The organism is Ruegeria haliotis (assembly GCF_013377785.1).
In the GTDB taxonomy this organism is placed as follows: Bacteria; Pseudomonadota; Alphaproteobacteria; order Rhodobacterales; family Rhodobacteraceae; genus Ruegeria; species Ruegeria haliotis.
Genome location: NZ_JABXWT010000014.1, coordinates 14,377 through 36,177, shown reverse-complemented (window position 1 = coordinate 36,177; position 21,801 = coordinate 14,377). Strand labels below are relative to the sequence as shown.

At 57.4% G+C, this 21,801-nt stretch carries 19 protein-coding genes and 1 riboswitch; of the genes, 4 read left to right on the top strand and 15 right to left on the bottom strand.

Going from position 1 to position 21,801, the window contains the following annotated elements; translation table 11 throughout:
* Positions 1-135 precede the first annotated feature (135 nt).
* Positions 136-1,440: a UDP-glucose dehydrogenase family protein gene (locus tag HW561_RS18220; protein WP_176866804.1), complete on the top strand. Its 1,305-nt coding sequence runs from the start codon at positions 136-138 to the stop codon at positions 1,438-1,440.
* Between the two features lie 116 nt (positions 1,441-1,556).
* On the opposite strand, the gene HW561_RS18215 is transcribed toward HW561_RS18220, so the two are convergent.
* Positions 1,557-2,558 carry a sterol desaturase family protein gene (locus tag HW561_RS18215; protein WP_176866803.1) on the bottom strand — a complete coding sequence of 334 codons (1,002 nt, stop codon included), beginning with the start codon at positions 2,556-2,558 and terminating at the stop codon, positions 1,557-1,559.
* A gap of 108 nt (positions 2,559-2,666) precedes the next feature.
* Between HW561_RS18215 and HW561_RS18210 the strand changes: the two genes are divergently transcribed.
* The gene (locus tag HW561_RS18210) at positions 2,667-3,557 is read left to right on the top strand and encodes a LysR family transcriptional regulator (protein ID WP_176866802.1); all 891 of its coding nucleotides are present in this window, start codon (positions 2,667-2,669) and stop codon (positions 3,555-3,557) included.
* Here the strand turns inward: HW561_RS18210 and HW561_RS18205 are convergent.
* From HW561_RS18205 to HW561_RS18195, 3 genes are read right to left on the bottom strand one after another with little or no spacing between them, the layout of a single operon-like run.
* Entirely contained in the window at positions 3,530-4,609 is a 1,080-nt protein-coding gene (locus HW561_RS18205; protein WP_176866801.1) for a helix-turn-helix domain-containing protein, read from the bottom strand. The genes HW561_RS18210 and HW561_RS18205 overlap by 28 nt on opposite strands.
* Positions 4,610-4,656: 47 nt before the next feature.
* Entirely contained in the window at positions 4,657-5,394 is a 738-nt protein-coding gene (locus HW561_RS18200; protein ID WP_176866800.1) for a hypothetical protein, read from the bottom strand.
* Positions 5,391-5,963, bottom strand: a complete 573-nt coding sequence (locus HW561_RS18195; RefSeq protein ID WP_328803304.1) for an RNA polymerase sigma factor — start codon at positions 5,961-5,963, stop codon at positions 5,391-5,393. Before HW561_RS18195 ends, HW561_RS18200 begins: the two co-directional genes overlap by 4 nt.
* Positions 5,964-6,011: 48 nt before the next feature.
* Here HW561_RS18195 and HW561_RS18190 point away from each other — a divergent pair, with 48 nt between their 5' ends.
* Positions 6,012-6,923 (top strand): c-type cytochrome, encoded by a 912-nt coding sequence (locus tag HW561_RS18190; protein WP_176866799.1) that lies wholly within the window; start codon positions 6,012-6,014, stop codon positions 6,921-6,923.
* Between the two features lie 159 nt (positions 6,924-7,082).
* Here the strand turns inward: HW561_RS18190 and HW561_RS18185 are convergent, their stop codons facing one another.
* The 11 genes from HW561_RS18185 to HW561_RS18135 all read right to left on the bottom strand — a co-directional run bounded on the left by HW561_RS18185 (position 7,083) and on the right by HW561_RS18135 (position 20,407).
* A complete protein-coding gene (locus tag HW561_RS18185) occupies positions 7,083-8,885 on the bottom strand; it encodes an ABC transporter ATP-binding protein (protein ID WP_176866798.1) in 1,803 nt (600 codons plus the stop codon).
* Positions 8,882-9,826, bottom strand: a complete 945-nt coding sequence (locus HW561_RS18180) for an acetamidase/formamidase family protein (RefSeq protein WP_176866797.1) — start codon at positions 9,824-9,826, stop codon at positions 8,882-8,884. The genes HW561_RS18185 and HW561_RS18180 overlap by 4 nt, the downstream gene beginning before the upstream one ends.
* A gap of 4 nt (positions 9,827-9,830) precedes the next feature.
* Positions 9,831-11,453, bottom strand: a complete 1,623-nt coding sequence (locus HW561_RS18175) for an ABC transporter substrate-binding protein (protein ID WP_176866796.1) — start codon at positions 11,451-11,453, stop codon at positions 9,831-9,833.
* 42 nt (positions 11,454-11,495) lie between these two features.
* Complete coding sequence (locus tag HW561_RS18170; RefSeq protein WP_176866795.1) at positions 11,496-12,416, bottom strand: ABC transporter permease; 921 nt, start codon at positions 12,414-12,416, stop codon at positions 11,496-11,498.
* The gene (locus HW561_RS18165) at positions 12,416-13,306 is read right to left on the bottom strand and encodes an ABC transporter permease (protein ID WP_176866794.1); all 891 of its coding nucleotides are present in this window, start codon (positions 13,304-13,306) and stop codon (positions 12,416-12,418) included. The genes HW561_RS18170 and HW561_RS18165 overlap by 1 nt, the downstream gene beginning before the upstream one ends.
* Complete coding sequence (locus HW561_RS18160) at positions 13,281-13,892, bottom strand: ANTAR domain-containing response regulator (RefSeq protein ID WP_176866793.1); 612 nt, start codon at positions 13,890-13,892, stop codon at positions 13,281-13,283. Before HW561_RS18160 ends, HW561_RS18165 begins: the two co-directional genes overlap by 26 nt.
* Positions 13,889-14,989 carry a transporter substrate-binding protein gene (locus tag HW561_RS18155; protein WP_176866792.1) on the bottom strand — a complete coding sequence of 367 codons (1,101 nt, stop codon included), beginning with the start codon at positions 14,987-14,989 and terminating at the stop codon, positions 13,889-13,891. Before HW561_RS18155 ends, HW561_RS18160 begins: the two co-directional genes overlap by 4 nt.
* Positions 14,990-15,267: 278 nt before the next feature.
* Complete coding sequence (locus HW561_RS18150; RefSeq protein ID WP_176866791.1) at positions 15,268-15,960, bottom strand: thiamine ABC transporter ATP-binding protein; 693 nt, start codon at positions 15,958-15,960, stop codon at positions 15,268-15,270.
* The gene (locus HW561_RS18145; protein ID WP_176866790.1) at positions 15,947-17,494 is read right to left on the bottom strand and encodes a thiamine/thiamine pyrophosphate ABC transporter permease ThiP; all 1,548 of its coding nucleotides are present in this window, start codon (positions 17,492-17,494) and stop codon (positions 15,947-15,949) included. Before HW561_RS18145 ends, HW561_RS18150 begins: the two co-directional genes overlap by 14 nt.
* Complete coding sequence (gene thiB / locus HW561_RS18140; protein WP_176866789.1) at positions 17,470-18,450, bottom strand: thiamine ABC transporter substrate binding subunit; 981 nt, start codon at positions 18,448-18,450, stop codon at positions 17,470-17,472. The genes HW561_RS18145 and thiB overlap by 25 nt, the downstream gene beginning before the upstream one ends.
* 32 nt (positions 18,451-18,482) lie before the next feature.
* Positions 18,483-18,588: riboswitch (TPP riboswitch) on the bottom strand.
* Between the two features lie 223 nt (positions 18,589-18,811).
* Complete coding sequence (locus HW561_RS18135; protein WP_176866788.1) at positions 18,812-20,407, bottom strand: GMC family oxidoreductase; 1,596 nt, start codon at positions 20,405-20,407, stop codon at positions 18,812-18,814.
* 109 nt (positions 20,408-20,516) lie between these two features.
* On the opposite strand from HW561_RS18135, the gene HW561_RS18130 reads away from it, so the two are divergent.
* Entirely contained in the window at positions 20,517-21,755 is a 1,239-nt protein-coding gene (locus tag HW561_RS18130) for a TRAP transporter substrate-binding protein (protein WP_176866787.1), read from the top strand.
* Positions 21,756-21,801: the final 46 nt, after the last annotated feature.

Genomic DNA, 21,801 nt, shown 5'->3' with positions numbered 1-21,801 from the left:
GTGCCCGTTTGTTGTCTCAAAAACAGCAAGAATGTATGGAATGCAACCCAAGGCGACCGACAGGCATTGAAACCGGCGCCAGTTTCTTTGATTGTGTGCGCGCCGTCGGCGGCAATTGGTAAAAGGATTTCAAGTATGCGTATTGCGATGATCGGCACCGGCTATGTCGGCTTGGTGTCGGGAGTGTGTTTTTCAGATTTTGGTCATGACGTGGTTTGCGTCGACAAGGCCGAGCAGAAGATCCAAATGCTTCAGGCCGGTGATGTTCCAATTTATGAACCCGGTCTGGACGTTCTGATGGCCAAGAACGTTGCTGCTGGCCGTCTTAGCTTTACAACCGATCTGACCACCGCCGTGGCTGGCGCGGATGCGGTGTTCATTGCCGTGGGTACTCCGACCCGGCGCGGTGACGGCCATGCGGACCTGACCTATGTGATGGCCGCCGCTGAAGAGATCGCGCGCGCGGTAACCGGCTATACGGTGATTGTCACCAAATCGACCGTGCCAGTGGGCACCAACCGCAAAGTGCACGAGGTGGTCGCAGCCGCCAATCCAGCGGCGGATTTCGACGTGGCCTCGAACCCGGAGTTCCTGCGCGAGGGTGCGGCGATTGACGATTTCATGCGCCCTGACCGGGTCGTCGTCGGCGTAGAAAACGACCGCGCGACCGAGGTGATGGCCGAGATCTACCGCCCCCTCTATCTGCGCGACTTCCCGATCCTGACCACCGATCTGGAAAGCGCTGAAATGATCAAATACGCCGCGAACGCCTTTCTTGCGACCAAGATCACCTTCATCAACGAAATTGCGGGCCTGTGCGAACGGGTCGGCGGGGATGTCAAAGAGATCGCGCGCGGCATTGGCCTGGATGGGCGCATCGGCAACAAATTCCTGCATGCAGGTCCCGGTTATGGCGGCTCGTGCTTTCCCAAGGACACCGCTGCGTTGGCGCGGATCGGGCAAGAGCATGCCCATCCGATGCAGATCACCGAAACTGTCATTCGGGTGAATGACGAGGTCAAGAAACGGATGATCGAGAAAATCCGCGAGGCGTGTGATGACCGTTTCAACGGCAAGACCGTGGCCATACTCGGCGTGACCTTCAAACCCAACACCGACGACATGCGCGATGCACCGTCTCTGACCATCGTACCCGCGCTGATCGGGGGCGGAGCCAAAGTTCGCGTGGTTGATCCGCAGGGTATGTCCGAAGGCGAGGCACTACTTCCCGGTGTGGAATGGTGCGATGATCCCTATGCCGCTGCGATGGACGCTGATGTCGTGGTGTTGTTGACAGAATGGAACGAGTTTCGCGCGCTGAACCTGACCGAATTGGCCGGGACTATGAGAACCGCCCGGATGGTCGATCTGCGCAACATCTATTCGGAAAGCACAACGCTGAAATCCGGTTTTGAAACCTATGTGGGTGTCGGGCGCTAAAGGCGTCCGACCGTTCGATCAAACCTTGTCCCGCGCTTCCGTCGACTTGCTTTCATGCCGTGAGGTGGGTTGCGCAGGACAACAGGACGTTTTCTGCACTGCGAAGTTCTTTCGGTTTAGTCGGCTGCCCAGATTTTGCGGCGGCGTTCCTTGACCATCTCGTTGCCTTCATCGGTTCCATCATGGAAGGTGTTGAACCATTCATCCCAAGGCGTTTCCCAGGTGCCGTAGTTACAATCGAAGAATTTATGGTGCAATTGGTGAAAGAAGTCGCCAACCAGGAATTTAGCCTTGTTGCCGAACTTCACATGCTCGAACCCGGCATGAGAAGTGGGCGCGCCGATCCCGTGATGAAACAGCAGGAAAATCGCATGGATCGGGTGCGACGGCAGTAGAAAAAAGATCATCGTATCGAACATCAGGAAGAAACTCTCGACCGGGTGCATCGCCAACCCCGACCATGGCCCGGTATTGATGTTGCGGTGATGCCAAGCGTGGACTTTGGTATATAGCGGCCCAACATGCAGCAGCCGGTGCAGCCAGTAGAAATGAAAGCCCGCCCAGATCGGAATGAACACGACCAATCCGACGAACCAAAACGGATTGCCGTCGAATGTGATCATCGTGATCCAACCATTGGCGTAAGAAAATAGGATCAGGCATTCCCAAAATGTCCAGAACGCCAATGCCGGTCCCAGCGTCCAGAACATGTTGTCCCAGACCTGATTCCTGAAAGTAAAGACCTTGGCCCCTTTCATCATCGGGCGCATATCATAGCGGTATTCGTCTTGTTGTGTGCGAAACTTCCACAGGGCCAGATGCAGCCCACCGGCGACCACCATCAGAATGCAGAAATTGCGAAACCAGATCTCGGCCACCCAATCCCAACTGAGCGTCTCAATGCGCGTCAAGGACGGCGTCAAATAGTTCCAGGTGATGATCGCGAAGATCAACAACAATGCGCGCAATGCCAAGGGGTTCCAACTCTGCAGCAGGTACCTCAGTATTGCCAATGGTTTCGTCGGCCAATCCCAATAGGGTGAGGTTTGGATCGGCAACTGCGGGGTAAAGTTCCAGATCTTGCGCTTGGGGCGCGGCGGTAGGCCGGAATCTGACATGGCGTGACTCGTCCTTTCTGTTCGCTGATGGTAATTCTAGGGCGGCGCCCAAAATGCTCAGAACGTATTGTCTTGCTGGTCAGGCTAAGTTTTGCTTAGCCTCTCTGGATGACGACCCGAATCCCCTCACTCAACTGGTTGCGTGTGTTCGAGGCCGCAGCGCGCACCGAGAGTTTTGCCCGCGCGGCGGCACAGCTGAACATGTCGGCCGCTGCCGTCAGTCAGCAGGTCAAGGCGCTGGAAATCCGTCTGGGTACGCCCTTGTTTCACCGTCATCCCCACGCGGTCACGCTGACCGAAGCGGGGCGCGCCTATCTGCCTTCGGTTCAACAATCTCTTTTGATGCTGGAAACCGCAACAACCGGCCTGTTCGGCGAGACACGCGAACAAAGGCTATATGTCCAATCCGTATTGCTTTTCGCGCATGGCATTCTTGCCAGCGGCATACCGGAGTTCCAGGCGGCGTACCCTCAGATTAACCTGTCACTGGCGACCGGAAACCTGATCTCGGACTTTGCGAACCGATTCACCGATTTGCAGATCGTATTCGGCAACCCAGCGTTATTTGGCACCGAAGGGGATGAGCTGTTGCGAGAGCGCCTGTATCCCGTTGCCCCGCCAGATGTCGCCGCCCAAATCCACACGCCGCAAGATTTGTTTCAATTCAACCTGATTGAGGTTTCGACCCATCGCGCAAGCTGGCCACATCTGTTCGAAACCCTGCGCCTGCCTGCAGGCCAGGCGCGATACTTCTTTGCGGATAACTCACTGATGGCAGCAGAACTCGCTGCAAGCGGGGGTGGCATCGCATTAGCCCGGGCGCCCGCGTCGAACCGGATCATGAAAATAACAGGCTTGACCCCCTGCCTGCCCGACATCGACGTGGCAGGGCAAGAGGCTTATCACCTGATCTACCCGTCCCGCACGGCTCTGCGCCCTCCGGCACGCGCGTTTCGCGATTGGCTGCTGGATTACAGTGCGGCAGTCCACACGCGGTAACGCCCCTGCCCCGTCACTTCGCGGATCAGCCCGCGGCGGGTAAAGCGATCAATATTGCGCTGGACAGCCGCCCGCGACGCCTGCGTCAGTTCCTCCGCCAACGGGGCCGAGACCATGGGCCAGGCCGCCAAAACCTCGACCAAAACAGGTGGCGTACGCCCGCTCAGATCTGCTGTGGCTTCGCGGGCCCGTGTTTCCCACGCGCTGACCCGATCCAGATGCAGCAAAGCGGCCAGGGCGGCCTGCCCTGCCCCGCGTATCCATGCGGCAAGCTTTTCTTCGGGCTCTCCAACACCTCGCAAGGCACCCGGCCCTGACAAGGCCAGCGGCATGAACATCGCGCCGCCGCGTCCCATAGATGCCGCGTGGCGGGCAGCAATAATGGCGGCCTCGGTATCTTGCCCAATCCCTTGCGACAACGCGCGCCAAGCGTGGAACGCAATGGCGGCTTGGGTCACGGGGTGCAACCCTTCGGCGTTGCGCATCACCTCGGCCAGATCGGCGATCGCTTCGGGAACATCTTCAATCCCCTGAGCCATCCGGTCCAGAAACGCGGTCAGCCCGGTCTCCCACCCGCCAGCCGAAGGCGCCGCGCCCGAGGTCAGCCGACGCACGGCCCAACCGGCGCGGAACAGGGCCTGCACGTCATCGCTGGTTGCGCCAATCCGCAGGCCGGTCCAAAGGGCCAGACGGTCCACGCTGATCCTGTCACCGGTCCACCAACCCAGATCGGAAACGTCCATCAGCGCCAGTCGATGGGCCCATCCGTCAGGTCCGGCACGCAACCGTTCGTCCAGGGCGCCAAAGGTCACTGCCAAATCGGCAAGCTCGGTCGACAATCCCGCCTGCGCACTGCGCCAGTCCCGCGGGTCGAACAACATGCGCTGATCGACGCGCGGACCGGGCGGCAGGAACGCGTCCTGCGCCTCTTCCTCCTCGGGGGGCAAAAACCAAAGATCGTCGTCTTCGGGTGGATCAGTGTCATAGATGCTACGAGGTCCCACATCTGTGGCCTCGTCATCTGGATCAGGTATGACACGTTTCGATTTCATACCCGGTATTCTTTGGGCATTTCCATCGGTTCACAAGGGGTTTTCTGTTAACCAGAAAAGGTCTCGGTCAGAACGTTCAATTCACCGCCCAAATCCACCTGGGCGTCACTACCCAACAGCATGTAACCATAACCGTCCTGCGCCCATGTCGCGGTGGCCAAACCGCTCAGAACGGCCTGTTTGACGTCTTTGTTTGCCGCAGCTGGACCTTGTCGAATGACACAGAAGGCGAACGGCCGTCCCTGATCATCGGCAAAGACGATCTGGACCAGTGGCTTGCCTTTGAACGACAGAATCTGCGCACGCTTTAACTCCAGCCCCGGTAAAGCCTCCAGCACATCACGGTTCAATGATTGACCCAGCTCGGCCTCGGCCTGCGCGAATTGCGCGGTCAATGATGCGGGTGAGCTGTCCAGCGACGCGATGGTGTCAGGCACATAAAGCGATTGATAAATTGCAGCCTGTTGAGCCCAACCCAGATCAGCCGGACGCGTCGCCCAGAACGTCAGGGCAACCGCGGCAATCGCGGTCGTCGCAGCAACAGCCACCAAACGCAAAAACCCACCAGACCGCGCAGGTGCAACCGAATCCGGCAGATTAACCTGAGGCGACTCAGCGGGCAACCTTTCGAAAACCTCTTGCACGACAGGCGCAAATGGGTCGAGCGCCATCAGCTGACGCTCCAACTGGGCGTCATCTTCCACCGCAGCCTCAATGGCGCGGCTTTGGGCCTCGTCCAGGCTGCCTTCCAGATACGCAAGAAGCGTCTCGTCGGAAAACGTCATTTGCCACTCCGTTGCACGGCGTCTGCCGCATCATGCTGCATTACGGTCTTCAGTTTCTGCCGGGCGTTCGAAAGCCGGCTCATGATTGTGCCTATTGGAACTTCCAGTAGGGCGGCGGCTTCGCGGTAGCTGTATCCTTCGACGAACACAAGCATGACCGTTTCCCGCTGCGCTTCTGGTAGCTGCATCACTTGTGTAAACACTTCAGCAGCGAAAATATTCGTTTCTGAATCGGATACGGTCGCGATTAATTCTGCTTCGGGTGTCACAGACAGTGCCTGAGCCCGCCGAACCGAGCGTGATCGCACCTCATTCAACCAGATTGACCGGCATATTGTCATCAGCCAGGAATCCAGCCGATCATGGGACGTCACCTGGTGGTGACGCTCCAACGCGCGTACGCATGTGGCTTGCATCAGATCGTCCGCCACGTCCGACGCGCCCGACAGCGCCAGGGCAAACCGCCAGACGCGTTTTGAATGCGCTTGTACCGCGCCGCGCACGGCTTGTTCGGAACTCATCTCACCACCCATCGAATAAAATGCGACCTGTGTGTGTTTGTCTTTCACGGACCGGGCCCGCGAGGTCAGGACTGACATACACCGTGGAGGAATGAAATGAAACTTCTGTTGAAAGCAGTCACGATTGCGTCGGCAATTGTTGCAACCCCGGCCTTGGCGACAAGCTGGACATTGGCCCCCGAAAGCTCGCATCTGGCTTATGGGACCATCAAGAAAGACACCGTGGGTGAGGTCAACAGCTTCACCAATCTCAGCGGTCATGTCAGTCCGGACGGCAAGGTCGAAATCGAGATCGACCTGTCCTCGGTCGAAACCAATATCGACATCCGAAACGAACGAATGATCGAATACGTGTTCCGAAAGGCCGGAACCGCGACCCTGACTGCAGAGTTCGACATGCAGGAGGTGTCCAAACTGGGCGTTGGCGAAACCTCCATTGTCGATGCCGAAGCTGTTTTGTCGCTGGTCGGTACGGCCGTCGAAATTGACACCGAGATGTTCGTCGCCCGCCTGTCCGAAACTTCGGTGATGGTATCGACCAACAACATGGTGTTCATCAGTACCGAAGACGCAGGCGTGAATGCCGGCGTCGACAAGCTGATGGAACTGGCCGATCTACCGGGCATCACCCGAACGGCGCCAGTGACCGCCCGTCTAGTCTTTAACATGGATGACAAAAAGGTCGACGCAGTCACTGGTGGTGACATAAAGGCGGGCAAAAAGGTCTTTCGTAAATGCAAGGCGTGCCACCAGACCAAAGAAGGCCGCCATGGCGTCGGACCATCCTTGCACGGGGTTATCGGCGCAACTGCCGGACAGTCGGACGGGTTTAAATTCTCGTCCTCACTGCAAGAATCCGGGATCACCTGGACAGCAGCGAGTTTGACTGAATTCCTGGCAGATCCCAAGGGGAACATTCCTGGCAATCGAATGCAGTTTCCCGGCCTGAAAAAAGACGAGGATATAGTCAATGTGATCGCCTACCTTCAGGACAAAACGAAAGGGTGATCTGCGACTTGTCGTGGAGAGGACTCACTTTCCAGCGTCAAGCTGTATGTGGCCGATCCACGGCGTCGGTCAAAATATGGCTAGAGCAACATTGGATAAGATTTCAGTTGGAGAATCGCGGGCACGTTTCAGCCAACACTTTGGCGATACCGTCAGGATTCACTCTACGACTTCCGGTTTAGAGCGCGAGACAAGATGGCCCTCCCCGTGGTTGACCAGCTTTACCCGACGCGGCGACTTTCCAACAGGGTAGACAGGGCTTGGTACCTCACCCGTCAGGCGGACATCCGACATACGAACATGCAGCGGATCGGGCACCGGGACCGCTTGGATCAGCCGTTGGGTATAGGGATGTTGCGGATTGCCAAAGACCTGCGCACCGGTCCCCATCTCAACGATCTGCCCCAGATACATGACCCCGACCCGGTCCGCGACGTTTTCAACTACGGCCATATCATGGGAAATGAACAGATAGGCGATGCCGAGTTCCCGTTTCAGCGATTGCAGCAAGTCTAAAACCTGGGCCTGAACCGAAACATCCAGCGCCGATACGGATTCGTCGGCGATAATCAGGTCCGGTTTCAACGACAAAGCGCGGGCGATACAGATCCGCTGACGTTGCCCCCCAGAAAACTCATGTGGATACCGCTGGGCCGCTTCGGCAGGCAGCCCGACCCGGTGCAGCAAGTCAGCGATCTGTGTCGCGCGTTCAGCAGGAGTGCCAATCCCGTGGATGACCAGAGGCTCGGCAATCAGATCGCCCACCCGCATGCGCGGGTCTAAGGCCGCCATGGGGTCCTGAAACACCATCTGCACATTGCGGCATCGTGACATACGCTCTTGGGCGTCGGCCCCCTCAAGATACTGACCTTTGAGTTCGATCCGCCCGGTATACGGCGCCAACCCGACAATCGCCCGCGCGATGGTGGATTTACCGCACCCGCTTTCGCCAACAAGCGCAAAAGTTTCGCCGCGATTTATCTCGAGGCTGACGCCTTCAACGGCATGGACGCGGTGTGTCACACGGCCCAACAAACCGCCATGAATGTCAAACCTGACTTCCAGATTGTCGAGGCGCAGAACTGAGTCCGTTGCCGCATCCTTCGCAGGTTTCACACCGTCCCCCATGCGTGGGACAGCTGACAAAAGCGCCTGCGTATATGGGTGTGTCGGGGCGGCGAACAGAGACTTGGTGTCATTTTCTTCGACGACGCTTCCGTCCTTCATCACGATAACTTGATCTGCCATTTCGGCCACAACACCCATGTCATGCGTGATCAGCAGGATTGCGGTGCCATGTTCGGCCTGTAGATCGCGCAACAGGTCCAGCACCTCGCGCTGCACAGTGACATCCAGCGCCGTTGTCGGTTCGTCGGCGATAAGGATCTCGGGTTCCAGCGCCAAGGCCATTGCGATCATCACCCGCTGACGCATCCCACCAGACAGTTCATGCGGGTATTGCATCATGCGCTGTTCCGGCTGGTTGATACGAACGGCGCGTAGCGCCTCCAATGCCCGGCTGCGCGCCTCGTTCCGGCTGACCGGATCATGAGCCCGGATCGCCTCGACCAGCTGCGTTCCTATGGTCAGAACCGGGTTGAGCGATGTCATCGGCTCTTGAAAGATCATCGCGATGCGGTTGCCGCGAATATCGCGCATCGTTGCTTCATTGATCTGGGTCAGGTCCTGATCGCCCAAACGGATTGCCCCGCCAGTGACCTGTACCGCAGGCGGCGGCAACAAGCCCATGATCGCGAGCGATGTAAGTGATTTTCCTGATCCACTTTCCCCGGCCAAGGCCAGTGTCTGCCCCTTTCGCAATTGGAAGCTGACATCCGACACCAAGGGCTTGAGAACTCCCTGCGCACGCACTGAAACGCACAAACGGCTGACATCCAGCACCTGCGTATCCGGGGCAGCGGCGCTGGCCGCCCCGGACGTTTGTTTTGCCGACACCGTCATTCGAAGACCACCCGGGGGAAGTAGAAACTGACAACCCAGTTCGGCATGTCCACGATTTCCGATATCCGAAGGTCTCCGCAAGTGGATACCAGCATATAGGCATCGACCGCCGCCATGCCGCGTTGTTTGCATAGCAGATCGATCATGCCGGACACCGCATCGCGGGCCGCCTGCATCAGGTTGTCGCCAATTCCGGTCGTCACTTCGTAGCCTTTGGTATCGAAATGCTGTGTCACCGGGCCAGGTGTGGTAAAGCGCGGGAATTTCAGGTTCTCCCCCTTCACCAGATCCAGTGTCAGGACCACATCCATCGGGCTTTCGATGGCGGTACCGCACACCTCTCCGTCACCTTGGGCGGCATGGGTGTCGCCGACGCTAAACAGCGCGCCAGCAACCTCGACCGGCAGATATAGCACCGTGCCCGCCGCAAGATCGCGAATATCGAGATTTCCGCCAACGCGGCGTGGGGGCACAATGCTGTGCTGACCCGGTTCCGCCAAAGCATTCCCGATGGTGCCGCAGAAGGGCTTGAGCGGCACCTGTCCCTGATCGCCCCACAGGGACGGGGCCAAGGTTTCAGGATCATATTTCCACAGCGTCAGCGCCGGATCGGTAAACTGATCAGCCAACAGCCCAAAGCCGGGAATGTTGGCAGTCCATCCCCAGCCCGAGGGGGCAAAGCTGTCAATCGTCACCTTCAGGCTGTCGCCAGGTTCGGCCCCTTCCATATAGATCGGGCCCGACACCGGATTGATTTTGCCAAAGTCCAGATCGACTATATCCTGCACCGTCGACGACGGGCCTAGCTGACCCGCCGAACTGTCGGCGCAATGAAACAGGATGGTCGATCCGGGCGTCACCCTTTCAGCTGGGACAATAGAATTGTCCCAGCCAAAGTGGTGTTGCGCATGATGGATCGTGTAGTTGCAAGCCTGGCACATACGATCACTCGGTCACATAGACATAATCGTAGTTGATCGGGATCGAGACCGGATCAACATACAAGGCATCTGCGCCACCCATGCGCGCCGATTTCATCGTATAGCGCTGTTCGTTGAACACCGGCACCCAGGGCGCGTCCTCCATCACGCCCATATAGACATCCGACCACATCTGCATGCGCTCATCCTGTTTGGCGGCGTCGGTAATCGCGTCTGCCTTGGTTGCCATCGCGTCCAGATCTGCGTTGCAATACCACGACCAGTTCCAACCCCCATCTACCGCACCGTCACAGCCCAGGATCGGGCCATAAAAGTTTGACGGATCCGGGAAATCGGCAATCCAGGCCATGCCGCCCGACCAGATCATCGGCGCCGACCCGTTACCACCTGCCTCGATAACATTGGCCTGCGCCAGCGACTTGATCGCCGCGTCAATACCGATATCGGCAAGATCGCGTTGAATGGCCTGCGCGATTCGCGGGTTCGGATCGGTGTTCATGACATACAACTCGGTCGCAAAGCCATCACCCTGCCCCGCCTCGGCCAGCAAAGCCTTTGCGCCTTCGGGATCAAAGCCATACCCCGCATAGCCATCCGTGTAACCCGGCATCGACGGCGGCAAGGGCTGGGTCGCCGGAACGGCACGCCCGTTGATGATCTGCACGATACGATCCTTGTTGATGGCCATGTTGATGGCCTGGCGCACACGCGCATCGTCCATTGGTGGGGTGTTCACATTCAGCGTGATGTAGCCCGTATGCAGTTGCCCGCCTTCGACAACACGTTCGGCCTGTGCCGGGTCCGACATCACCTCGCGGAATTTCGCAGGCGGAATGCCGTCTCCGGGCACATCGACTTCGCCGTTTTGCAACCGCAGCAGGGCCACTACCGGCTCCTGACCCACTTCGAAGGTAATGCTGTCGAGATAGGGAACACCATCACGCCAATAATCAGCGTTCTTTTCAAAGACCAGCCGCTGGCCCAGTGTCCATTCGCCAAGTTTGTAGGCCCCCGTACCCACCGGCTGCTTGCCGAAATCATCGCCTGCGGCCTCGACCGCTTCGCGCGCCACGACAGAAGCAAAGTTCAACGCCATCACATGCAGGAAGGTGGCATCGGGCCGCGATAAGGTGATCTCGATCGTGCCATCATCGACAACTTTCACCCCTTCGAGGTTGTCGGCACTGCCATCCGCCATGGCGTCATAACCCTTGATCGAGCCAAAGAACCCGGCCCCGGGCGATTGCGTGGCCGGATTGGTAACGCGGTCCAGCGAAAACTTGACGTCGTCCGCCGTCATTTCGCGACCATTGTGGAACGTGACCCCCCCGCGCAGCTTAAAGGTAAAGGTCATACCGTCGTCTGAAACGGTATAGCTTTCCGCCAGTCCGGGGCGCAGATCAGTCGTGCCGGGGTCATAGTCCATCAAACCGTCGAAAATGGATTTGATCATCGACCAGTTCTGCCAGTCATACCCAATGGCCGGATCAAGTGTTGCCACGTCATCCTTGTAAGTAATGACAATTCCACCGCCCGGCTTCGCATTTGGATCGGGCTGATAATCTTCTGCAAAAGCAGGCATCGTAAGGCTGAATGCCAGCGCTGTTGTGCACAGAATTTTCTTCATCTTGATCTCCTCCAGGTTGGTCTTGGTCTTTTTGTTCATTCCTCAGCGCAGTTTGATGCGCGGGTCGATGAGCGGCGCAATAATGTCCGCCAGCAGGTTGCCGATGACGATGGCGCAGGCCGTCACAAGGGTGACGCCCATGATGATGGGAATGTCGACGCGTTGAATGGCCTGCCAGGCCAGCTGACCGATGCCCGGCCAGCCAAAAACGCTTTCGACAACTACCAACCCGCCCATGAAGATGCCGATATCAATCCCGATCATTGCAATAACCGGCAAGATCGCATTCGGCAGAGCATGGCGTAGAATGATACGCGAGCGGGTCAGCCCCTTGGCATGTGCAGTGCGAATAAAGTCTTGCCTCAGCACATCAATCATCGAGGACCGCATCATCCGGCTGTACCAGCCCGACCCCATGATCCCCAGCGCCAGCGCAGGAAGCACCACATGGGACGCGGTTCCATAACCGCCGATCGGGAACCATCCCAGCTGCACCGCAAAGACATAAAGCAGCAGCAGCGACACCACGAATTGCGGTGCCGAAACAGCAACAAATGAGGCAATCATCAGGGCCTGATCGGATGTCTGACCACGACGGAGCGCGGCGACTACCCCCATCGACAACCCGATGGCCAGCTCGCACAGGATTCCAGCCCCCATCAGCAACAAAGTGGCTGGAAGACGGGCCGCAATCAGGGTGCTGACCTCAGTTTTTTGTAAATAGCTGCGGCCCATGTCACCTTGCACGAGGCCCGAAAGGTAACGCCAGTACTGGACAAAGAATGGCTGATCCAGCCCCAGTTGCTCGCGTATATTCTGCACCGTCTGGGCCGTAGCGGAACGGCCTGCGATCTGCCGGACAGGGTCGGCGGGCAAAACATAGAGCAGCAGGAAGGTGATGAACGATACGCCCAGTAAAATCAGAACCGACTGCACGATACGGCGAAGCAGATAGGCAACCATCAGTTCCGCCCCCGCTGTGTCGGATCAAGCTCATCCCGCAGGGCATCGCCAACCAGATTGAATGCCAGCGCCAGCAGTAGAATGGCGAGACCGGGAAAGAACACCAGCCAGGGCGCTGCCTGAAAATAGGTCTGATTTTCAAAGATGATATTGCCCCAGGATGGCGTCGGCGGCTGCACCCCAACGCCAAGAAAGCTGAGTGTCGCCTCGAGCAGAACCGTGGTCGAAATACCCAGAGTGCCCCACACAATCAGGGTCGGCACCAGATGGGGTAGGATGTGGTGAAACAGGATACGCCCGGTGCCCGCGCCCAAGGTCTTTTCGGCAGCAATGAAGTCACGTTCGGATAGGGACGTGGTCTCCGTATAGATGACCCGCGCAGTCTGCACCCAATTTACCAGTGCGATCACCAGCGCAACAATCCACAGCGATGGCTGAAAAATCGCGGCCAGGCAAATCGCCAGCAAAAGCGCTGGGAAGGCCATCATCAGATCCGTGAACCGCATCAGTACGGTGCCCAACCAACCGCGCATATAACCGGCGGTCAGACCGATGAGCGTGCCGATGATCAGGGCCAGCCCGTTGGCAACGACGCCAATGATCAAGGATGTTCTGGCACCATATAATATGCGCGAAAACAGATCCCGCCCAAGCAGATCGGTCCCGAGCGGGAACTCTCCGCCTGGGCCCAAAGGCGCGCCCTCCAGCGTCAGCCCCTCGAAATGCTGCTCGTCGGGCGCGTAGGGGGCGATCCATGGTGCAAAGACAGCTCCGATCACTACCAGAGCTATCAGGATCAATCCAAACACCGCCAGTTTACGCCGCAGGATGCGACGCCAGGGGCCGGGTTCGGCGAGTGTTGTGTCAGCTGCGGCTGTTGCGTCGCTCATCAGACCCTCGTTTTCCAGTATGGCGGGCGACAACACGTTGGGCGGCCACCTCAAAGCTGACGCGCCAATCCATCGCCATGCGACGCAGCCGGTCAAAGGCTGCGGTTTCATCCGCCCCTTCGGACATCAGGAAATTGACAGCCTGCACGACCGTTTGCCGCTCGCTCAGCCTGTGGCGCAAATCGGTGACTTCGGCGGCCAAGGCCAGCGCCTCGTCATAAGCCGCGCGCGCGATCAGCAGCGCGCTGTATGCGCCGTTGTCACCAATGGGCTTGATCAGCTGCGCATTCGCGCCCGCCGTCAGCGCCCATTCAATCCGTCCCGGCGCTTCACTACCAATCAGGGCGATCAACGGCATGGGTGACTGGCCGCGTGCCCAGGGGAACTGCTCATCATGCCCCAGATCGGCATCGAAAAAGACGAAATCCGCCCCAAGGGCCGCCGCACCCAGAGATGGCCATTGCTGTGTCACTCGAAGCCCGATCGCCGTCAATTGCCGTGACAATGCCTTAACGGTCGTGTGTTCCCGGTGCAGAATGACCGCGCGCGCGCCGCCCAGCTCTCGTGCGGAAAAACGTCGGGTCATGACACCACCTTCAAGTCGGGACCTATTTCTTGCAGGACCCCTTTGCCGCGTGACAGGTACGGATCCCCCAAGACCGGAGCGAACCGGCGCCGGATCACGAACTCTCCGTTTTCCACCTGCGCGATCAGGACCGGAAGACTGGTGTGATGCGTCTGTGGATCGACGATTCCCGTGCCCGTCTGATCCTGTTCCAGAAGGGCGGAAATACTCAGCGTTTCGCCATTGGCACCAAGCGAAAGCAGCCGTGCCAACTCCATCACCGCCGCATAGGACATCGCTTCGTGCGAAGACCCAAAATTACGGTGCTCTGAGGAGTACGTATCACTTCGGAAATAAGGTCCTGCCGCGATCAACCCTTCGGCAGCTTCGCCCAAGGCCGGCAGTTCACATTCGGTCAGGTTGCAGGACATGACCGGGCAGGTTTCGGGACGAAAGTGCGGATCCCGCTGACCAAGCTCGTGATACGCCGATATGAACCGGTATTGCGATGGGCCGATCAGTGAATTCAAAATGAAGTCGGGTCTTGTGGCTTCGATCTCTTCAATCATCCTTTCGATATCGAAGGAGCCGATTGGCAGGTAACGTTCGCCCAGAACTGTGCCACCGGCACCGGTGATGGTCTCGCGGGCGATCCGGTTCATCTCCCAGCCCCAGATATAGTTGGAGCCGGTCAGGAAGGCGCGCTTGCCATAAGTGGGAAAGGCCCAGTCCAGAAGCGGCAGCAGATGCTGGTTTGGACAGGCATGCGTATATACTACCCGATCGGAGGCTTCGAAGCCTTCATAAGGAACCGTGTACCACAAGGTACCGCCATGACGCTCGAGCGACGGAATAACCTCTTTGCGGCTCCAAGATGTGATGCACCCAATCACATGCCGCGCAGTGGTGTTTGTCAGGATATCCGTGCACAGCGGTTCGTAATTGTCGATATTGCCCATCGGATCGCGTTCAATCGCGTGAAAAGTGAAATCCCGCGATGGGTCGGAATTGACATGTGCAATGGCGCCGAGCGCACCGATACGGCAAGCCTCCGAGATAAGCGAGTAATTCCCCGAGCGGGAATAAAGCACTCCAAGTTCGATCTGCCGCTTAGCCATAATAGCTCTCCGAAACGCAAAAGCCCCACACCTGGCCACAACGAAAGTGGGCAAGTATGGGGCTCTGATGCCAAGTTCAGCAATGTGCCGAATGTTGATACCATGGTGTAATCAAGTGGATGAGCTGTCAAGATTTTATTCTGACACCAACGCCAAGCCGGATTTCACAGCTAAGCACGCACCCTTCAAGAACATTGCCACGTTTGGATTTAAACGGCCCAAGGACCAAACAGAGGTGTCTTTGCCAATGGATCATGACCTCTTTTCACGAATGTCGGTCAACCCAGATAGTCGCGTAGGGCAGCAGGTGGGTTTTCAAACAACTGAGCAGTCGCAACCGGAGGACGTGCCATGTCGTCTGCAACCAATATCGTTTGCCCAGCGATACGACGTGCATCCCCCGGATCATGACTGACCATCAGCAGGGTGGTTTCGGTCTCTGCAACAAGATCAGCGACAAGATCCAACATTTCAGCCTTCAGCGCAGGTCCCAGAGCCGCAAAGGGTTCATCCAGCAAAAGAACCTGACGCCTTTGAACCAAAATTCTGGCCAAAGCCACTCGGCTTTGCTGCCCGCCTGATAACTCGGAAGGTTTACGCGCACCCAATCCGGACAGACCAACGCGGGCAAGAGCCGACTGAACTCTGGCTTCCTCGGCCCGGGACAGGCGTCCGTTTGGACGCACGCCCAAGGCAACGTTTTGATCAGCAGTCAGGTGAGGGAACGTATTGCCATCCTGAAACAGCATGGCCAATGGACGTTTCCCCGGCGGCAAATCCGTCAGGTTTTTGCCCTTCCATAAGATTCGACCGCTTTTCAGGTCGCGGAAACCAGCTATCGCCTCAAGAAGTGTGGATTTTCCCGCCCCCGAAGGTCCTATGATCGCAACACTAGCTCCGACCTCGATACCAAGGCTGGCGCGTAGTACAAAATCACCGTTTGCGATCTTGCAATCATCAAGTTTCAGCATGACGCCTCCCTCCGCGATCCAAAATCCAGAACGCCCCCATCGACAAAATCAGCAGCAACAACGCGCCACCCGCTGCCGCCTGCATCTGATAAGCCCCCATCAAGCGATAAATCTGCAGGGGCAATGTGGCGATCTGAGGGTCCGCGAACAACGCGATTACACCAAGATCCCCCATGGAAAGCGCCGCCGAAAGACCTGCGGCAAAGCCGATCTGCGGGCGCATGCGGGCCAACAGAATTCGTGAAAAGAAGGTTCGGTTGTTCATATCCAGCGAAAGCGCCAGTCGTCCGTACCGTGCTACGTTATCTTGTGCGGCTGGCACAAGAATGCGTAATGCGAATGGTAAGGCCATGACCGCATTCACAACTGCAGTCACAGGCAACGCAAGCGCCGCGGGGTTGACCACAGGGCGGATGAGAATGAACAACCCCGTCCCAATCACCAGTGGAGAAGCTGCAAGACCAAGAATGCCGCAAAGCTCGATAATTCCATAACGTCCGGTCGCTATTGCAGTTGCCATTGGCAAGGCCAGCAACAGCAAAACTGCGGTGCTGGCTGCAGCCACCAGAATTGACGTGAGGGCTGCACGAAACACCAGCACTGGCATGTCAAAAAACCCTGCAAATCCGGAAATCACCACTGAAGCCAGAGGCAAAAGCAGGAAAATTGCGGCTGCTGCAATCCAGAGTGTATCAGCGACCGGAATACCCCCATCCCAGCGACGGATCGCACGATCAAGCCCGGCACCCAACCCGTCGCCACGCGAAAACCTCAGGGCGGCCATTGCGGCTGCAACGGTCAACACCAATTGCAGCCCTGATAAAAGCGCGGCGCGGCCAAGGTCAAAATCATACGTGAAGGCCTGATAGATCGCCAGCTCGATCGTGGTCGCACGGGGCCCCCCACCCAATGTAAGAGCAACGGCAAAACTGGTCAGGCATATAGCAAAAACCACAGCCAATACGCCAGGCAGAATGCGTCTCAACATCGGCCATTCGATCAGACGGAACATCGCCATTCCGTCACATCCCAACTGCGCGGCGAGCCGGAATCTTTCGGCGGGGATTTCTTGCCACCCCTGCAGCACGAGACGCGTTGCCAACGGCAGGTTAAAGAACACATGCGCCAGAACCACCCCGTGCAACCCATATATCCGGATCGGCGGCAAACCAAATACACCCAGTGCATCAGATATCCACCCTGCACGGCCAAAGACCTGCAATAACCCCAGAATGGCGACGATGACCGGCAGAATAAATGGCGCGCCCATCAACGCGATCAACACGCGTCTGCCGGGAAACCGTCGCCGGGCCAGCGCCCGGGCAACGGGCACTGCCAACACAGCACTCAGCACCGCAGACAACACCGCCTGCGTCAGGGTAAACCGAAGAGCGGACCAATCGGCCGGGCCAAACTGACCACCCGTTTCGGCCCGCAGTCCGATCGTGACCAATGTACCAAGAATCAGCGCGGCAACCAATGCCGCCGCGCCGGTACCGGGCCAGGGGTTTACTGGCTGAGTGCGCTCAGCCATTCCGCAAGCGCCTTATCCCGCATTACAGCAGCTTTTTCCGGGTCAACGAGCAGGGACTTTTCGGGTACGGTCAAGGTCTCAAACCCTTCAGGCAGACCTGATGACGGCGTAACGGCAGGATACATCCAGTTTGTCGTTGGGATGATCTGCTGGAACGTATCCGAAACCATGAATTCCAAAAACTGATCGGCCAGTTCAGGCTGATCGGTCCCGGCCAGCTTGGCGGCCACTTCGACCTGCATATAGTGGCCTTCGTCAAATGCGGCGGCGGCTTTGCTGGCGTCGTCCTCGGCGATCAGGTGATAGGCTGGCGAAGTGGTATAGCTGAGCACCATGTCGGCCTCACCCTCAAGAAACAGGCCATACGCCTCGGACCAACCTTTGGTGACGGTCACGATATTGTCGGCCAGACCCGCCCAGATGTCCGGGGCCTCGTCACCATACGCGGACTTGACCCACAACAGCAGGCCCAACCCCGGTGTGGATGACCGAGGGTCCTGAATGATGATCTTGGTGTCGCCATCTGCCAGTTCACGGAAATTGGCAGGCGCCGAGGCGTCCGCATTATGAACAAAGGCGAAATATCCCCAGTCGTAGGGCACAAATACCTCATCCGTCCATTCGACCGGCAGCGCAAAGTCGGCGCTGACCGCGCTTGGCGCAAACAAACCGGTTTCCTTGGCCGCCGTGATCAGATTGGTATCGAGCCCCAACACGACGTCGGCGTCAGAGTTTTCTCCCTCGAGCCGGATCCGCGACAACAGCGCCGCACCGTCTTCGACGCCGACGAGGTTCAGATCGCAATCGCACTGCGCTTCGAACGCCTCTTTGACTTTCGGCCCGGGGCCCCAATCAGAGACAAAACTGTCATAGGTGTAAACGGTTAACTGAGGTTTGTCGGCAGCGATGGCCGATGTCGCACTCAGGAGCCCCGCAGCAATCAGCAGATGTTTCATATCATCCTCCATTGCGGCGAGAGGGTGGGGATGGTTGAAACCGTCACCTTTCCCTCCGCCGGTTCTAGCCGGTTCAGGTTCAACGGGTTCACCAAAAGGCGTCTCAGCGCGACAGACCGCGCACCCCGAGGTGGGACCGTGACTAGGAGGAAATGGCCGCAGATTCAACCGAATTCACACAGGCCAGGTTCCGGCCAATCTGATGCAGGTTCACCAAACCTTCAAAAGCTTAGATGTCGTTCATCTTGCCTTTGGACTTCAGCTTGGGAACGGCGTGAGCAATCTATACGGACGACTTCCCGTGAAAGGGCTGCACGGGAAGCAGAAACGTTAATTATCTGCAAGTTTGGAGCTCGGTGAACTAAGGTTCTGCAGAGATCAGGTCGCTTGCCTTTTCCCCAATCATGATCGCAGGCGCGTTGGTGTTGCCGCTGACGATCTCAGGCATGATTGAACAGTCAGCAATCCTTAGGTTATCGATACCATGCACCTTGAGACTCGGGTCAACGACAGAGCTTTCTGACGTGCCCATCGCGCATGTACCAGCGGGGTGATAAATCGAAACCGAGTTCGATCTCGCCCAATCCAATGTGCCTGTGTAATCATCACATTGTAGTTCGGATGTGGGTCGAAACTCCTCTGAAATTTTTGAGATCAGAGGGCTATGACGTGCAATTTTCCGGGCAATATTCACCCCATCGACGATGGTTCTGCAATCCGTTTCAGTAGACAGGTAATTCGGAATGATTTTGACGTGTTGCATTGGATCCGGGCCATTCAGACGCAATTGCCCACGGCTCTCTGGCCGCAACTGGCAAACGGACATCGTGAAAGCCGAGAATGGATGCACACCCTCGCCAGGGCTGTCTGCTGACCAGGGCTGGACGTGAAACTGAATATCGGGGGTTTCGACGTCGGGTCGTGTTTTCAAGAACCCGGTCGCGAGACTGGCAGCCATGGTCATCGGACCTGCCCGGAACAGAGCGTATTTCAATGCGATTCGCGCCTGATTGAACAAGCTTCGGACCTCATCATTCAGCGTTGGCTCGTTACACTTGAAGACCAGACGCGCCTGCAAATGGTCCTGAAGACCCTTGCCGACACCTGGCAGCGCGTGTGTAGGTTCAATACCGTTTTCCTTCAGGTGATCCGGATCGCCAATCCCGGACAGCATCAGAATCTGCGGCGAGTTGATCGCGCCGCCCGATAAGATGATTTCGCGACGAACCTTGATCGTCTTCTCGTTCCCCGAACGATCCCGATATACCAATCCGGTCGCCTTTTTCCCGTCCAGCACAATGCGACTGACCAGAGCATGGGTAATGACGTTCAGGTTTTGCCGGCTTCGGATCGGCTTCAGATAGGCAACCGCCGCACTGCAACGACGACCATTTCGTGTGGTCAGCTGAAAATATCCCACACCCTCCTGATTTTCGCCATTGTAATCAGAGTTAAAGGGGTATCCCGCTGTCTGTGCCGCTGCCACCCAGGCGTCACAAATCGGGCGCTGGATGCGCATGTTCGAGACCGAGAGCGGCCCCCCGACACCATGAAACTCGTCTTCTCCCCTCTCTTGGTCTTCGCTGCGCTTGAACAGCGGCAAGACATCTTCCCAGCCCCATCCAACATTGCCCATTTGACGCCAGCGATCATAATCCTCTTTCTGACCGCGGACATAAAGCAAGCCATTCAACGAAGACGAACCACCCAGTACTTTCCCGCGCGGCCAGTCAATCGACCGTCCGTTCAATCCCGGATCCGGTTCTGTGCGATAACACCAATCGAGCGTCGGGTTATGCATGGTCTTGAAATACCCAACGGGTATGTGAATCCATGGATTGGAATCGCGCCCGCCTGCCTCAAGCAAGGCTACCGTTGTGTTGGGATCGGCGCTCAGGCGATTGGCGACAACACAGCCTGAAGACCCGGCTCCGACGACTGCATAATCTACCTCCATGACGATCTCCTTCCAAGGTTGTTGAAAAAAACTCTATGCAAATTGCCAGAACTATACTAGCCTTTTTTGATACAAAACGTCTCAATAATTGCGAACAGGGAGGCAAGCAATGGAGATCGGACAGAAATTAAGTGGCATTTCAAGGCGGGATTTTTTCCGTGTGGCCGGGCGCTATGGCATGAGCTCGACACTCATGGCGGCCGGCGGATTTGGCGGGGCGATGAGCCTGGCGAATCTGGCACACGCGGCTGAATCGACCTATGAAAAGCGGTTTTCGAAAGAAGCGAAACACACGCTGAAATTCGGAGCATCGGGGTTCAACACACGTAACCTGCTGATCGAACGCGCAGGTGCGATTGAATTCGCCCGCGATCTGGAAGAGCGCACAGACGGCGAGATTCGCATCGAGTTCATCGGCGACAATCAGATCTGCGGTCAGCTAAGCTGTGTCGAGAAAACCCAGCAGGGCATCGTCGACATCTATGCGGCGTCGACCCAGAATTCGGCGGGTGGTGCGCCATATCTGAACGTGCTGGACTATGCCTATATGTTCCCCAGCCGCGCGGCGCAGTATCATTTCTTCTATAGCCCGGCGAGCCAGCGCATCCTGCGTGACCCGCTTGAAAAACGGCACGGTCTGAAGTTCCTGTTTACCCATTGCGAGCTGCGCGGCCTGCAGATGGGATCGACTTTTTCGGACAAACCGACGGTGACCAAACTTGAGGAACTGTTTGGAACCAAGAACCGTGTGACGGGCACGCAGCTGGGCCGGATTGCCATGCAGTTGTTGAACCTGAACCCGGTTCCTGTGGCATGGGAGGAGACTCTCGATGCGCTAAAAACAGGTCTGATCGACGGCGCCGAAACATGGGCCTCGGCTGTCGCTTATGCCAATATGTCACCTGTTGTTTCGCAGTCGGTGAACCTCAAGTTCTTCTGCGGAACCGAGCATACATCGATGTCGTCCAAGGTCTTTGATAGTCTGGGGGGTGAGCTTCAGGACGCAGTAATGGAATCGTCCTACTTTACGCAGGCGCTTATTCAGGGTGCCAACGAGGCAGCATTGATTAATACCGTCGGCTTCTCGGACCCGCAATTGCCTGACACTATTTTCGCTGAAAATGGCGTGCGCCCGGCGTTCTTGGCGGATGATCAGATCAAACTGGCGGAAGAGATGTGTGCCCCGAACCATAACCCGGAACCTTGGGCACAATGGCGCGAGCGGTTGAACAAATGGGCCGGAGGTATTGATACCTATCAGGAAATCTTCGACATCGCGCGTGAAATTCCCGCAGACACCCGCGCCGAAAACGTCGAACCCCGCCGTTGGTGGAAGGGCGAGGCCTGATAAAGATTGTGGAACCGGCTTTTATCAAGTCGGTTCCTCTAAACAC

What these genes read in the sequence shown, in the direction of transcription:
- HW561_RS18205 (WP_176866801.1), bottom strand. Translation starts at nt 4,609, where the DNA reads ATGAAATCGAAACGTGTCATACCTGATCCAGATGACGAGGCCACAGAT.
- HW561_RS18160 (WP_176866793.1), bottom strand. Translation starts at nt 13,892, where the DNA reads ATGACCCGACGTTTTTCCGCACGAGAGCTGGGCGGCGCGCGCGCGGTC.
- HW561_RS18170 (WP_176866795.1), bottom strand. Translation starts at nt 12,416, where the DNA reads ATGGTTGCCTATCTGCTTCGCCGTATCGTGCAGTCGGTTCTGATTTTA.
- HW561_RS18200 (WP_176866800.1), bottom strand. Translation starts at nt 5,394, where the DNA reads ATGACGTTTTCCGACGAGACGCTTCTTGCGTATCTGGAAGGCAGCCTG.
- HW561_RS18150 (WP_176866791.1), bottom strand. Translation starts at nt 15,960, where the DNA reads ATGCTGAAACTTGATGATTGCAAGATCGCAAACGGTGATTTTGTACTA.
- HW561_RS18175 (WP_176866796.1), bottom strand. Translation starts at nt 11,453, where the DNA reads ATGAAGAAAATTCTGTGCACAACAGCGCTGGCATTCAGCCTTACGATG.
- HW561_RS18210 (WP_176866802.1), top strand. Translation starts at nt 2,667, where the DNA reads ATGACGACCCGAATCCCCTCACTCAACTGGTTGCGTGTGTTCGAGGCC.
- HW561_RS18185 (WP_176866798.1), bottom strand. Translation starts at nt 8,885, where the DNA reads ATGACGGTGTCGGCAAAACAAACGTCCGGGGCGGCCAGCGCCGCTGCC.
- HW561_RS18180 (WP_176866797.1), bottom strand. Translation starts at nt 9,826, where the DNA reads ATGTGCCAGGCTTGCAACTACACGATCCATCATGCGCAACACCACTTT.
- HW561_RS18215 (WP_176866803.1), bottom strand. Translation starts at nt 2,558, where the DNA reads ATGTCAGATTCCGGCCTACCGCCGCGCCCCAAGCGCAAGATCTGGAAC.
- HW561_RS18220 (WP_176866804.1), top strand. Translation starts at nt 136, where the DNA reads ATGCGTATTGCGATGATCGGCACCGGCTATGTCGGCTTGGTGTCGGGA.
- HW561_RS18190 (WP_176866799.1), top strand. Translation starts at nt 6,012, where the DNA reads ATGAAACTTCTGTTGAAAGCAGTCACGATTGCGTCGGCAATTGTTGCA.
- HW561_RS18135 (WP_176866788.1), bottom strand. Translation starts at nt 20,407, where the DNA reads ATGGAGGTAGATTATGCAGTCGTCGGAGCCGGGTCTTCAGGCTGTGTT.
- HW561_RS18130 (WP_176866787.1), top strand. Translation starts at nt 20,517, where the DNA reads ATGGAGATCGGACAGAAATTAAGTGGCATTTCAAGGCGGGATTTTTTC.
- HW561_RS18155 (WP_176866792.1), bottom strand. Translation starts at nt 14,989, where the DNA reads ATGGCTAAGCGGCAGATCGAACTTGGAGTGCTTTATTCCCGCTCGGGG.
- thiB (WP_176866789.1), bottom strand. Translation starts at nt 18,450, where the DNA reads ATGAAACATCTGCTGATTGCTGCGGGGCTCCTGAGTGCGACATCGGCC.
- HW561_RS18165 (WP_176866794.1), bottom strand. Translation starts at nt 13,306, where the DNA reads ATGAGCGACGCAACAGCCGCAGCTGACACAACACTCGCCGAACCCGGC.
- HW561_RS18145 (WP_176866790.1), bottom strand. Translation starts at nt 17,494, where the DNA reads ATGGCTGAGCGCACTCAGCCAGTAAACCCCTGGCCCGGTACCGGCGCG.